At 69.1% G+C, this 13,547-nt stretch carries 7 protein-coding genes and 2 pseudogenes; 3 read left to right on the top strand and 6 right to left on the bottom strand.

What is annotated here, in order from left to right; translation table 11 throughout:
- Positions 1-323: 323 nt before the first annotated feature.
- The 3 genes and pseudogenes from Ari01nite_RS50545 to Ari01nite_RS45195 form a co-directional block, all read right to left on the bottom strand.
- Positions 324-944 carry a methyl-accepting chemotaxis protein gene (locus Ari01nite_RS50545; RefSeq protein ID WP_239163564.1) on the bottom strand — a complete coding sequence of 207 codons (621 nt, stop codon included), beginning with the start codon at positions 942-944 and terminating at the stop codon, positions 324-326.
- Between the two features lie 250 nt (positions 945-1,194).
- Positions 1,195-1,323, bottom strand: a pseudogene (locus Ari01nite_RS50540) (HAMP domain-containing protein); the annotation flags it as partial.
- 530 nt (positions 1,324-1,853) lie between these two features.
- Positions 1,854-2,198 (bottom strand): hypothetical protein, encoded by a 345-nt coding sequence (locus Ari01nite_RS45195; RefSeq protein ID WP_203790414.1) that lies wholly within the window; start codon positions 2,196-2,198, stop codon positions 1,854-1,856.
- A gap of 76 nt (positions 2,199-2,274) precedes the next feature.
- Between Ari01nite_RS45195 and Ari01nite_RS45190 the strand changes: the two genes are divergently transcribed.
- Complete coding sequence (locus Ari01nite_RS45190) at positions 2,275-6,678, top strand: NACHT domain-containing protein (protein WP_203790413.1); 4,404 nt, start codon at positions 2,275-2,277, stop codon at positions 6,676-6,678.
- Positions 6,679-6,754: 76 nt separating this feature from the next.
- On the top strand, positions 6,755-7,963 hold the full coding sequence (locus tag Ari01nite_RS45185) for a cysteine--tRNA ligase (protein ID WP_203790412.1): 1,209 nt from the start codon (positions 6,755-6,757) through the stop codon (positions 7,961-7,963).
- A 41-nt stretch (positions 7,964-8,004) separates the two neighbouring features.
- On the opposite strand, the gene Ari01nite_RS45180 is transcribed toward Ari01nite_RS45185, so the two are convergent.
- The 3 genes and pseudogenes from Ari01nite_RS45180 to metE form a co-directional block, all read right to left on the bottom strand.
- Positions 8,005-8,340 (bottom strand): hypothetical protein, encoded by a 336-nt coding sequence (locus tag Ari01nite_RS45180; protein WP_203790456.1) that lies wholly within the window; start codon positions 8,338-8,340, stop codon positions 8,005-8,007.
- A gap of 23 nt (positions 8,341-8,363) precedes the next feature.
- Positions 8,364-8,811 (bottom strand): annotated as a pseudogene (locus Ari01nite_RS45175) (acyl-CoA thioesterase).
- Positions 8,812-8,938: 127 nt separating this feature from the next.
- Positions 8,939-11,182: a 5-methyltetrahydropteroyltriglutamate--homocysteine S-methyltransferase gene (gene metE / locus Ari01nite_RS45170; RefSeq protein ID WP_203790411.1), complete on the bottom strand. Its 2,244-nt coding sequence runs from the start codon at positions 11,180-11,182 to the stop codon at positions 8,939-8,941.
- A 919-nt stretch (positions 11,183-12,101) separates the two neighbouring features.
- On the opposite strand from metE, the gene eccB reads away from it, so the two are divergent.
- Complete coding sequence (gene eccB, locus Ari01nite_RS45165) at positions 12,102-13,472, top strand: type VII secretion protein EccB (RefSeq protein WP_203790410.1); 1,371 nt, start codon at positions 12,102-12,104, stop codon at positions 13,470-13,472.
- Positions 13,473-13,547 lie beyond the last annotated feature (75 nt).

Below are 13,547 nucleotides of genomic sequence, written 5' to 3'. Positions count from 1 at the left end.
GCCGAGCCGTTCGCTTTGACGGCGCACATTTGCCTGCTGCTCAGCGGCGATGCGCTCTGACTCCTCACTCGGAGGGCAAGCGCCTGCGTCGAACGGGTGGGTCGTGCCGAATGCGACGGTGAACACGGCTGCTGCGGCAGCGGGTGCAGCCGGGCCTGCTCCGCGGCCAGTGCCTGGACCCGGCGGCGGGTCTCGCGGTCGGTTCGCTGGCTGACCTGCTCGGCGACGTCACGGCAGGCCGCCTCGAGCTCCGGTCGGCTGGGGCGACGGCGCCATTGACGGATCGGCAGACAGCCGGACGGCAGGTACCACTCTGCGTGTACCTACGTGCGATAGATAGCAACGGTTGTCTGTAATTCGGTGGCGGTGCGGGCGAGTTCGGCGGCGGTTTGCTGGGTGTCGGTGGCGCCGGAGGTGACTTGCTGGGCGGCCTGGGCTACGCCGGAGATGGTGCCGGCGATGCTGGACGAGCCGTCGGCGGCCTGGCTGACGCTGCGCGCGATCTCGGCGGTGGTAGCAGTCTGCTGCTCAACGGCGGCGGCGATGGTGGTGGCGTAGTCGTTGATGGTGCCGATGACCTGGGCGATCTGTTGGATCGCGGTGACCGCGTTGTCGGTCTCGGTCTGGATGGACGCGACGTGGGCGGTGATGTCCTGGGTCGCTCGGGCGGTTTCCTGGGCGAGGTCTTTGACTTCGGAGGCGACGACGGCGAACCCTTTGCCGGCTTCACCGGCGCGGGCGGCTTCGATGGTGGCGTTCAGCGCGAGCAGGTTGGTCTGTTCGGCGATCGAGGTGATCAGCGCGACGACGGTGCCGATCTGCCCGGATGCTTCGCCGAGCCGGGCGACGCTGGTGTTGGTGGACTCGGCGGTGCGGGTGGCGTCCGCGGCAACGCCGGCGGCTTCGTTGGCGCTGTTGGAGATCTCCCGGATGGAGGTGCCCATTTCGTCGACGCCGGCGGAAACTGCTTGGACCTTCGGAGACCCGGTCGGCGGAATGGGAGACGGTGCTGACCTGGGTGGCGGTCTGCTGGGCGGAGGAGGACAGCTCGGTGGAGACCGCGGACAGTTGTTCCGAGGCGGAGGCCAGCAGGTCGGAGCTGGCGTGTACCTGGCTGACGGTGCCGGCCATCGCGGCCGCGGTCTGGTTGAGGGTGCGCGCCATCTGGCCGACTTCGTCGGTGCTGTCCACCTGGACGCGGACGGTGAGGTCACCGGCACCGACCTTTTCCAGGGCGACGGCGCAGCGCGACAGGGGCCGGACGATCAGGCGGGTGATGCCGGTCGAGAGGATCAAGCCGATCAGGGTGCCGGCGGCGAGCATGACGATGACCCACCACTTGGTGTTCTGGTAGCGGCTCTCCGCGGTGGTGGCCTGCCCTGCGGCGGCCTGCACGGTGTGTTCGGCGAGGGTGGTCATGTCTTTGCGGACTGTTCTCCGATTTCGATCTGGTGCTCGGCGACGGTGACCGGACTCCACGCGTGCTCAGGCGATGTTGTGTGGGCCGCTTCGAAGAATCACGCAGTAGAGCTGTTGCGGGCACGGAACGGTTCGCCTCGGTGAACTACAGCCTTGTACTTCGTCCGCTGACCTTGTGATTGACCTGCGGCAACGTCAGTGTTGATCGTGTCGGGATGCCCGGCGGCCGGAAGCAATGGGCCGCTGAATCGTCATGTCCACCCGGCAGGCCGGGCTTCCCCAGCACTCCGTGGACCGTTGAACTGGGGCCTCAACGACCCTCTCGTGGCTTCCCGTGCCCTTTCGGTGAGCTTTTCTGATTGGAACATGACCAGCTCGTCCGGAACCTCACGATGGCTGGCATGGGGGTTTGCTGGCCGGCGCGGCATCGCAGTTTATGGACGCCTGTCCACACCGGTGTTGGCTTGCCCACCGTTCTCCGCCTGCGCGTTGCCGGTGCGGTTCGCGACCGAGCCCGAGTTCCCCGCGTCGATTACGCCGCTGTTCGCGTGGCTGTCTCGGCCAACAGCCGTTGCCGAGCCGGTCCGGACGGCGTGGCCTCTGCCGCCGACGGCCGGCAGGGCGGCCCACACGGCCACGCCGACGGCCGCCACACCGGCCAGGGCCGAGGCGACGGAGGCTACCCGGCTTGCAGTGTCCCACCGGGCGAGGGCGAAGAACGTGCCCAATGCCGCGACGACGAGACTGGTGACCAAGAGCACGATCCGCTTGGCAGTCATGTGTCGAGTGTGCCGCATCGCAGTGGTGAGAGCACAGTTGGTAACCTTATCGGCCAGTCCGGTGGGATGAGTGCCGATGAAACGACGATGGATCCGGCGGCGCGCGACGGTGGATCGCACCGGCGCCGCGACAGCGACCGCGGGCGGCGTGGCCGTCAGCGGGTATGTCGATGAACTGACCACCGTCCATGTTCACCCTCCGGCCGGTCACGTCACCGCCGTCCCGGACCTGGTGGAGGTCATCACCGGCGCGGGTCCGGATGCCGCGCTGCGCAGGGCGGCATCGGCATTGCGCCGCGAGGTGAGCCTGCAATGGGCCGAGGAGGCCGCCCTTCGGCAGGTGTTGCCGCTCCCGTTACGTGTGCGATGGTCGTCGACCGGGCGCCCGGTTGCGGCCAGCCGTGATGCTGTGCTGGGCACGGCGGAGGGGACCGATTGGCGGACACTGCCGCTGGCAGGCGACGTCGCGGAGATCGGGGAGGCCCTGCGTGATCTGCCGCAGCGGCAACTGGTCGTGCTCGGCGAACCGGGCGCGGGCAAAACCGTTCTGGCTATGTTGCTCACCGTCGAGCTTGCCGGGAATCCTCGACCTGACGAGCCGGTTCCCGTGCTGCTGCCGATCGCGTCGTGGGACCCCGGCACCGAAGGCATCGGGGAGTACGCCGCACGCCGGCTCGCCGAGGAGTATGGCTTCCTCGGCGAGCGCGACACGCTCGCTGAGAGGCTGCTCCGACATGGGCTGATCATGCCCGTCCTGGATGGACTCGACGAACTTCCGGCCGACCGGCTGACGCGGGCCATCGAGATCCTTGAACGCTACGCGGCGCCTGGTCGGCCTCTGGTGGTGACCTGCCGTAGCGGCGAGTATGAGCGGGCGGTGGCCCGGCACGGTACGGCACTGTCCCGTGCTGCCGTGGTCGAGCTGGAACCGGTGAACCTCGAAGACGCGATCGCGCTCCTCACCGGATCCGGCCCGATCCGGCCCGGCTGGACGATTGTGCTCGAAAGGCTTCGCGGCGGGCACGATCCCGTCCTCGTGCAGGCGTTGTCGACCCCGTTGATGGTCACCCTCGCGAGGAGCGCATTCCGGAGCCCGGAAACCGATCCGGGGATTCTGCTTGGCCATCCCCATCCGGCCAGCGTCAGCCGGATGCTCCTCGAGCTGTATTTGGACCGCGTGTATCGAGGCGACGTGACGGGCACCGGATATCGGCCGGAGCGGGCACTTCGTTGGCTCGGCACCCTCGCTTACCACCTTCATCGGGGGGGCGGCCGTGACCTGTGGTGGTGGGAGCTGTCGCCAACGCTGCTCGCCACGCGCCCGCTGTTGGTCAGATTTGTGCTGTGGCTGATGACGGTACTCACCCCGGCGGCGCTTGTCTGCGGCGGCGTCGCGCTGTTCGGCGACAGCCGCGACGTGGTGCGGATCGGCGTGGGCACGGTGGTGGCGACGATGATCAGCCGGCTCCGGGTGTTTCGCACCTTGTGGCCGGACGGCTATCCGCCGACACCCTTGAAGATTTTTCGTTCGAGGGACCGGCGTGCTCGCCGTCTGGTGGTGAGCCTGTCGTTCGGCGCCGGGTTCGGCCTGCTGAGCGGACTGCTCCACGGAAATGTGTGGGTGCCGGTTTCGGCTGGGTTGATCTGGGCGGTCGTCGTGGCCTGTCTGCCGGTGCCTTCGGCCGCGTCGCGGGTGCGGATCTGCGATCAACGCGACACCCTGCGGGCGACTCGCGTCAACGCGGTATCGGCGATGCTGGCTGCCGGAATTCCAGCTGGGTTGATCGCGGTCGCACTAGCGACCATTTTCCGTCTCCAAGACTTCTGGGGTGTCGCAGCCGTTACTGCTTGCGTGTTCGGCGCGGCCGCAGCGGCGAGCGCGGGAGGGTGGAATTGGGCACGTTTTCGCCTCTCCCACGCCGTCCTGGCCTTCCGCCGGGCGCTGCCATGGCGACTGCTGCACTTCGCTGACGACGCCAATCGTCGTGGAGTTCTGCGCCGGGCCGGCAGTTCGTGGCAGTTCCGGCACGCCTTACTGCAGGACCGGCTGGCCGACGGTGTGCGGGCGCAGCAGCTGCGGGAGGCTGCTGCCACCGGCAGTGATTACGCGGCTCGGCGTTTGGCCAGCGGGCTTGCCCGCCGAGGCGAACCTGACCTGGCGATCGAGGTGCTGACACCCCGGGCGCCGGTCGGTGACTACAGCTTGGTCGATCAATTGGCGGCTCTGCTCGAGGAACACGGGCGGGTCGAACAGTTGCGCTCACTGGCCGAGCAGTGCGGACGCTTCCGCAGCAGCATCACCCGGCGACTGGCACGGGTGTTGGCCCTCCAGGGCCGCGTCGACGAAGCGATAGCCGTACTTCGTCCGCTCACCGCCCCAAGCTACATCGATGGGGACGTGACCAGTCAGCTGGCGCGGCTGTTGTACACCCACGGCCGACTGGACTACCTGCGCTCGTGGGTCGACTCCGAGGGCCACGGAGGCAAACGGGAACTGGTTTACCTACTGTGGGAGCAGGGACGGATGGACGAGCTCAGGTCCCGAGCGGCGGGCGGTGATCAGATCGCGGTGGAATGCGTCGCCTACGCCTTCGTCGATCGGGGTGACATCGACGGCGCCATCCGCTATTTACAAGATCAGCCGCGGCTCAATCATTTCCATACCTCCTGGCTGGCGCGGCTGCTGGTCTACCGCGGCCGGTACCGCGCCGCGCTCGACGTTCTGCTCGCCGGGGGACGCCGGGTGTACGAAGACGACTTCGAGCTAGTGATCTATCTGCTCGGCAGGCTGGGAAGGGCCGACGAGATCTACACGGTGCCGAGGGGGCGGAACGACACCAATCCCGCGCGGCTCATCGAGGCGTCAGTAGAGCTCGGTCGCTTCGACGACCTCCGCATCCGCGCCGATGGCGGCGATGCCGACGCGCTCATGTGGCTGGCCTTGCTTGCCCCGGACAGCGTCGACACCCTAAGTCTGCTGCGCCGGCGTGCGCCCCAGCACTCACGAGCGGCCCGGTTGTTGGCCGACGTGCTGGCCGATCGGGGTGCCGCCGACGAGCTTCGCACCCTCGCACAGGCCGGGAACTCTTGGGCAGCCTGGCGGCTGGCGAACTGGTTAGCCGCCAACAATCAGCTCGATGAGTTACGTGCGCGGGCTGGGAATGGCGACCAGAACGCGAGGATGGTACATGTCCGCCTGTTGTTCGGCCGAGGCCAGACCGACGACGCGCTCGCGGTCCTGCGGCAGCATGCCGACAGCGGCGACGAGCACGCGCTGAGGTGGCTGTCGGACGCGCTCACTGCCCTGGGACGAACCGCCGATGCTCTGGCCCTGCCGCAACGCCGGACGGTCGGGACACGATCCCTGCATGGCGAGCGGCAGCACGTCGACCTGCTGGCCGACGCCGGCCGGTTCGACGACCTGCGCGCCCGGGCGGGGCAAGGTGACACGCACGCCGCGTGGCGGTGGGCCGAGGTACTCGCCTCACGGGGTGAGATCGCCGATGCAATTCGCGTGGCGCGCGGTTCCCGACGCGGCGATCAGCGGGTCGCGGAAACCGCGAAGCTCCTGCACGATCACGGCCACCTCGACGCCGCGCTGGCCCTGCTCAGATCCCGTACCGACAGCGGCGGCGGGAATGAAGAAGTCATGCAGGAGGCCCGGCTGCTTGTCCAGCGAGGCGATCTCGACGAGGCGATCGCAGTGCTACGCATACACGCAGACCTTGACTACAAGTTCACCTCCGAAGCACTGGTCGACTTGCTCGCCGACAACGACCGGACCGAGGAAATCCGAGCGCTGGCGGACGCTGAAGACTGGCATGCACGCAGCTGGCTGGCGGGGTGGCTGGCCGAGCGAGGGGAGATCGGCGAACTGGCAGCGCGGGCTCGTGCCGGCGACAGCCGCGCCCGCAACAAGCTTCTTGAGGGGCTTGCCGCGCGAGGCGACGTCGCGGAGCTGCGCATGCTCGGATTCACGGGGAATGCGCAGGCCATCGCCGAACTCGCGGCGATCGTCGCCGAGCGCGGCGACATCAAGACTGCAATCTACCGTCTGTGGACCGCCCCGGCGTTCGAGGTCGACCACGCCCGGATACTGGCCCGAATCCTGTATGCGCAGGGCAAGGCCAGGCATGCTCTTGCACTGTTGCGTCCGTGGCGGCACCCGGAAGTCTTGCAGCAGCACGCCCGTCTGCTGGCCGAGAGCGGCGCTCTGGAAAAGCTGCGCGTGCACGCCGAGACGTCCTTCGAGGCCGATCTGCTACTCGCTCACGAATTGGCGCGGCTCGGCCTCCTTGACGAGCTACGCCAACGCGCGGACGGCGCTTCGTGGTCGGGGCTATCGGCATCGGCAGTGCTGGCTCCGCTCCTTCGCGAGCGCGGCCTGATCGACGAACTGCGCGGGCGAGCCTTCACCGGTGACCAGCATGCGCTGCGAGAACTTGTCCGGTGTATGAGCACGACGCCGCCCCCGGCGTGAATCGGTCCGGGGGTCAGGGGTGCGTCGCGTCTGCGGCCGGGCGGCCGGCGACGTCGGAACGGTGTGCGTTCAGCAGTTGCCAGAGGGCAGGGGCGGCGACGGCGGCGGCGACCATGGGGTCGGTGTGGTGCAGGAAGGCGAGGTGGCGGCAGGCGTGCGCGCCGACGTCCTCGAGGCCGACGTATTCGGGAGGGGGTCAGCGGTCCGGCGCCGCGGGCCGGTTCGGTTGGTGGCGCGGGGGCTGCGTGGCGGCGGTAACGACCCGTGCCCGGACGACGGCGTGCGCGGTCTGGCGATGGTCCGCAACGCCGAGTGGCTGTTCTCGGGGCCGGGCAGCCCCACCTATGCGATGCGCTGGTGGACCGCCGGTGCGGTCACTCGGGCGCTGCAAGACCGGATGGTGCGGCGCCGCGGGCATACCGTGTTCGCCTCCGCTGCTGCGGCGACGCTGGGCCGCTGGACGGTTCCGGTGTACGAGATCTACAAGGCCGGCGAGCCGTCCCACTGGATCGAGGGGCTTGACGTGCTGCGTCATCTGGATCTGTGCGTGGCGGTGGTGCCGCACTACGACAACAAGGAGGGTGGCACCCACGACACCCGGTTCTGCTATCTGGGCGAGCGCCGCCTGCGGGTGATGGAGCAGCACCTGCCCGACGACGCCGCCGTGCTCGGTGTCGACGAGCACACCGCGGTCCACATCGACCCGGAGGCCGATTCCGTCGAGGTGGCCGGCCGGGGCGGGCTGACCGTGCGCCGCCGCGGGCACAGCACCGTGCTGCCGGCCGGCACCACGCTGACCCTGACCGACCTGCGCGGGCTCGCCCACCACGGCGCCGTCCTGCGGACCACGGTGCCGCGGCAGTCCGCGGTGGTCGCGGCTGCGGGGCCGACGGTGACCGAGCTGGCCGCCGACTGTGAACGCCGCTTCGACGAGGCTTTGGCCCGCGGTGACGCGCCGGCGATGACCAGGTCGATCCTCGATCTGGAGGCCGGCGTGCACGCCTGGAGCGCCGACACGGAGGAGGACGACGGCGCCGAGCAGGCCCGCGCCGTGCTGCGCACGCTGATCTTGCGACAGGCGCAGGTGGCACCGGATGGCCTGCGCGACCCCACCGAGCGTATGCGGCCGCTCGTGCGGCAGTTGCTCGCGGCGCGCGAAGACCTGCGCGCGCAGAAATACTTCGCCGGGGCCGACGCGGTGCGAGCGGCGCTGGCCACGGTCGGGGTGGAGGTGCACGACGGCCCGGTCGCGGCAGCTCCGCAACCCGGTCCAGCCAACGATTGACGGAGGGCGGGTGGTGGTGGCCGCCGGCCGGCTGCCCTGGGTCACTGCCCGGGCGGCGGGCTGATCACCGACAACTCGAGCGGGGCCGGCAGGTCGGCCACGCCGGGGCCGCCGGCGGGGACCCAGGCGACCAGGTCAGCCTCGACCGTGCTCTCCACCACCAGGCCGAACCAGACCGGCCGGGCCCCGGCCCGCCGCGCCCGCGGCGCCGGGTGCACGACGATCACGTTGGACTGGGTGCACACGTCCAGGCAGTTGCTCGTGCGCACCTGATGCTGCGGTGCGAGCGCGTCGCGCAGGAGGTCCAGCTGGGCGTCGTGATCGACATCGGGGTGTTTCACCCGGCTGCCGCAGCAGCAGTCGCGGCACACCGTCAGCCGGCAGCCGTCCAGGCTTGCCGTCATTCGAGGTTCGCCTGTTCGGCCAGGGCGCGGCGCAGGGCGAGGCGGTGCTCGCGGCGGATCTCGGCGCGGCGGAAGTCACGGTGGTCCTCGTCGGTCTCCGGCAGCAGCGCCGGCACCGTGCGCGGCTTGCCGTCGTCGTCGACCGCGACCATCACCAGGTGCGAGGTGGCCACCCTGGTCGGCGGGACGGCGCGGTCCCAGCGGTCGGCGGTCGCGGTGACGGCGACCTCCATCGAGCTGCGACCGGCCCACGTGATGCGGGCCTGCACGTGCACGACGTCGCCGACCCGCACCGCCTGCAGGAAAGCGGTCTCGTCCATCCGCGGCGGTCACCGCGGGGCCCTCAGAGTGCCGGGCGGCGACCACCCCGGCGACCGAATCGATCAGGTTGAGGATGCGGCCGCCGTGCACAGTGCCCATCAGGTTGGTGTGGTGCTGGTCCATGATCTGCGACAGGGTCAGCGCGGACGCCGAGGGCGGCCGACCGGGTGGAGTTGTCAATGCTCACTTCCATTCGTGTCGGTGTGCGCCGGGCGGGCTCCGGCAAGAGCCCGCCCGGCTGGGGGTGAGGTCAGTTGCCGCGGACCGCGGCGGCGGCCGCGATCAGGCGTTTCAGTGAGGCCTCGACCTCGGGGTAGCCGCGGGTCTTGAGGCCGCAGTCCGGGTTGACCCACAGGCGTCGGGCCGGGACGGCCGCGACCGCGCGCCGGAGCGCGTCGATGACCTCGTCGTGCGACGGCACGCGCGGGGAGTGGATGTCCCACACGCCGGGGCCGACGCCGCGGCGGTAACCGATGCCGGCCAGGTCGTCGAGGACCTCCATCTTGGATCGGGACGCCTCGATGCTGGTGACGTCGAGGGCGTCGAGGGCGTCGATGGCGGTGATGACCTCGCCGAACTCGGAGTAGCACAGGTGGGTGTGGATCTGGGTATCGTCGGCGACTCCGCTGGTGGCGAGCCGGAACGCGCCGACCGCCCAGTCCAGGTACGCCTTCTGGTCGGCCTTGCGCAGCGGCAGGGTTTCGCGCAGGGCCGGCTCGTCGACCTGGATCACCCGGATGCCGGCGGTCTGCAGGTCCTGGCATTCGTCGCGCAGGGCGAGCGCGACCTGGTCGGCGGTGTCGGCGCGGGGCTGGTCGGTGCGCACGAACGACCAGGCGAGGATGGTGACCGGGCCGGTCAGCATGCCCTTGACCGGCTTGCCGGTCAGCGACTGGGCATAGCTGGACCATGGCACGGTCATCGGGGCGGGCCGGGCGACGTCGCCGTAGACGATCGGCGGGCGGACACACCTTGAGCCGTACGACTGGACCCAGCCGAACTCGGTGGTGGCGAACCCGTTGAGCTGGTCGCCGAAGTACTGCACCATGTCGTTGCGTTCGGGTTCGCCGTGCACCAGCACGTCCAGGCCGAGCCGTTCCTGCAGGCGGATGACGTGTTCGACCTCGGCGCGCATCCGCGCCTCGCATCCGGCCTCGTCGAGGGTTCCGGCTCGTCGTTGCGCGCGGGCCCGGCGCAGCTCAGCGGTCTGCGGGAACGAGCCGATCGTGGTGGTGGGCAGCTCCGGCAGGTTCAGCCGGGCCTGCTGAGCCTCGGCCCGTGCGGGGTAGCTGCCGCGCTGCCGGTCGGCCGGGGTGAGCGCGGCGAGCCGGGCCCGGACGTCGTCGCGGCGCCACGCGGCCGGGGCCGGTGGTAGCGGTTCGGGCAGGCTAGCGGTGCCGTCGCGCAGGGCACGGCCGAGCAGCAGCACCACCTCGTCGACCTTCTGCCGGGCGAACGCCAGCCGGGCGGACAGCGCCGGGTCGAGCTTGGTCTCAGCCGACAGATCGACCGGCACGTGCAGCAATGAGCAGGAGGTGGACACCGCGACGTGGTCGGCCAGCGCGGTCACCGTCGCACCGGTCACGATGGCGGCGCGCAGGTCGGTACGCCAGATGTTGTGGCCGTCAATGAGACCGGCCACGATCGTCGTGCCGCCCAGCGGTCCGGCTGCGGCCAGCCGGGACAGGTTGCCCGGGCCGGCCACCAGGTCGAGGCCGAGCGCCTCGATCGGCGTATCCAGCAGGGCCGGCAGCGCGTCACCCAACTCGCCGAAATAGGTGGCCACGAAGATCCGCGGCCGGTGCTCGACCTCGCCGAGCGCCGTGTAAGCCCGGTGCAGGGCCTTGATCTCGTCGGGGGTGCGGTCGGCCACGTACGCTGGTTCGTCCAGCTGGACCCAGGCGACCCCGGCCTCGGCCAGCGCGGTCAGGATCCGTGCGTACGCGGCTACCAGGTCCTCGAGCCGGGCAAACGGGTCAGCACCCTTGGCCAGCAGCAGAAACGTCGCCGGTCCGACCAGCACCGGCCGAGTGGTGATGCCGAGTGTCTGTGCCTCGGCGTACTCGGAAATTGCATTTGCGGGGTTGGCGGTGAAGGTCGTGTCCGCGTCGATCTCCGGGACCAGGTAGTGGTAGTTCGTGTCGAACCATTTGGTCAGTTCGAGCGCGGGCTCGGCGTCCACGCCGCGTGCCATCGCGAAGTAGGTGTCCAACGGCGGCAGGCCGAGCCGGGCGAACCGCTGCGGGATGGCGCCGACCGCGACCGCGGTATCGAGCACGTGGTCGTAGTAGGAGAACGTGCTGGACGGGATCGCGTCGAGGCGGGCGTTACGCAGCGTCCGCCACACCTCGGCACGCAGCCCGGCGGCAGTGTTCTCCAGCGTGGCGGCGTCGATCTTGCCGGCCCAGTAGGACTCGACGGCCTTCTTCAGCTCGCGGTTGCCGCCGATGCGGGGATAACCGAGCACGGTGCTCTGCCCGAAGGTGGTGCTCACCAGGGGTTCCTTCCCTCGAAGTGCCCGGCGGGCGGGAAGGGGAAGGCAGGGTACGGCGGGTACCGGCTGCCGCCCTGGTCTTCCCGAGAGACCGCCGGATGCCCCGTCGAAGATGTGGCCGGACCACGCTTAAGTTGGAGTACAAATGTCGGCAGAAGCTGGCGCCGTTGCCAGTTCATTCGACCGGTTGGCTCTATCCCGTGGGGCTACCTAGAATCATCCGGGCGCGCAGGCCATCTGGTAACAGGTGTAGCGGGAACGTCGGGCGGGTATCCGAACCCGGAACGAGATGGCGGAATGACACCGATATCGGTTTGCTCATGCGGGTGGTGTCCGGCGGTGCCGCTGTCGTGAACCAAGACGAGTACGGAGAAGGCCGTGGCGACGGCCGCTACGGCCATCGCCAACGCCCGAACGACGACGTTCTGATCGATCATGATGCCGGAGCTCCTGCCACTGGCCCGTTGAAAGATGTTGTCCATTTCCCGCACTGCCGGCTACGCCTGGAGAGGCGGCCGTCGTCTGAGGGGCGGCCGTGCCACCTTTGGGTATCGCTGGCACTCGATACATGAGGCTCCGGCGAATCGCGTTCCGAGCATAAGGCACTAGGCGTGTCGGTCAATGCCATGCGGGGTGTATCCACGCGCTATTTAAGCACCTATTTAGAATAGCGCACTGCAAGGAGTTGCCGGATTTCGCGGCGTAGCATCCCGGCGTCCGGTTACCGCGCAATAACCAGACCTATGATCTGTTCGCTGTCATTGTGGCCCGGCAGAATCAAGTGCGCAGTTGCGTACCGTTGCTGGCCCGAAGTGCAATGAAGGCGGCGTCGTATTGGAAGTTCGGAACCGGGTGACCGACGGTTTCGGCCAGCATCCCAGGGCACACCTGGGCGGAGCCGGGCGGCTACAGTGACGCCGTGGCCACCCGTCAGGATCAGGTGCATTCTTACCAGTACGCGGTTCAGCGCGTCGTGTCCGCGCTGGTTGCGCACGACCCCGATCCTGCTCGCTCGCCCCTGCGTCGAGCCGGAACCACGGCACTGGTCGGTATGCTTGTCGCGGCGCTGGCCGTGGGCGGCGTCGCGATCTATGGCCTGCTTACTGGCAACAACGCTGTCAATCCCAGGGATCCTTCGGTGATCTTCCAGGAGAAAGGCACCGGGGCGCAGTACGTTTACCTGGCGGCGGACCAACGGCTGCACCCGGTCCTCAACTACACCTCAGCGTTGTTGCTGACCGACAATGCCGGTGCTCAGGTTCGGTCTGTCTCCGCGAAGCGGCTCTCCGGTGTCCCCTTGGGGCCTGTCCTCGGCATCCCTGGCGCCCCCGATTCCTTACCGGCTCGCGATCAGCTTAGGCGCAACGACTGGTCGGTGTGCACCAGGACTGCGGACAGCGGACCGCGGACCACCGTCGTGGTCGGCGCGTCGGTACCCGGCGGAACCAGTGTCACGACGGCAGGCCGAGCTCTGCTGGTCTCTGCTCCGTCAGGCGAGTCGTTCCTGGTGCACGGCAACCGTCGCTTCGCGATTCCCCGAGAGCAGGAATCGGCGACGCGACGTGCCCTGGGATGGGAAACGCGTGAGCCGTGGCCGGTCGGAACGGCATGGATCAACGCCATACCCACGGGACCGGAGCTTCGGGCACCCAGCGTGCCGCCTTCCGGACAGCCGTCAGGCATCGTCGACGGGCTGCGTACTGGCCAACTCGTGACCGACGCACAGCGCACGCAAACAGCCGTACTTCTCGATGACGGGATCGCCGCCATCACCGACGTGCAGTCCCGCTTGCTGCAGGCGCAGGAAGGCGCCTCGGCGCCGGAGCCTGTCGCGAACTTCCTGAGTCTGCCTCCATCCAAGACCCGGCTCGGCGGCGACCAAACCGGCCTTCCTGGCACCGTGCCGGCGCTGGCGCCGCCTATGCGGTCAGCTTGTGTCACCGTTGCCGGCCGCGAGCCGGACCGCCTGAACATCCAAGCAGACCCCACCGTGCCAGCAGGGACCCTGATCGCCGGCAACGACCGGACCGCTGACGAGGTGTACGTGCCTCGCGCCACCGGCGTGGTGGCCACACCCGTCGCTACGCCAGGCGTCCCGGCCACCACCGGAGTCGTCGTGATTGTTACCGACAACGGCGTCGCCTACCCCCTTGCCAGCAAGGAGCTGCTACCCCGCCTCGGGTACAACGGCGTCACCCCGACCGTGATACCCGCTCAGATGTTGACCTTGCTGGCTGCCGGCCCGTCGCTCGACCAGACTGCCGCCCGTCGTTCCGCCCAGGCCGGCTGATTTCCCAAGAGAAATCCACGTCGGCGTGGTTAGGCGGTCCGCTCACCCACGTGAGGTGCCGGGTGCGCGTCGATC

The sequence above is a fragment of the Paractinoplanes rishiriensis genome (assembly GCF_016862375.1).
GTDB classification, from domain to species: domain Bacteria; phylum Actinomycetota; class Actinomycetes; order Mycobacteriales; family Micromonosporaceae; genus Actinoplanes; species Actinoplanes rishiriensis.
Note: the sequence above shows the minus strand (reverse complement) of the source record. Positions and strands in the feature narration are given on the sequence as shown.

What these genes read in the sequence shown, in the direction of transcription:
- Ari01nite_RS45190 (WP_203790413.1), top strand. Translation starts at nt 2,275, where the DNA reads ATGAAACGACGATGGATCCGGCGGCGCGCGACGGTGGATCGCACCGGC.
- Ari01nite_RS50545 (WP_239163564.1), bottom strand. Translation starts at nt 944, where the DNA reads ATGGGCACCTCCATCCGGGAGATCTCCAACAGCGCCAACGAAGCCGCC.
- Ari01nite_RS45195 (WP_203790414.1), bottom strand. Translation starts at nt 2,198, where the DNA reads ATGACTGCCAAGCGGATCGTGCTCTTGGTCACCAGTCTCGTCGTCGCG.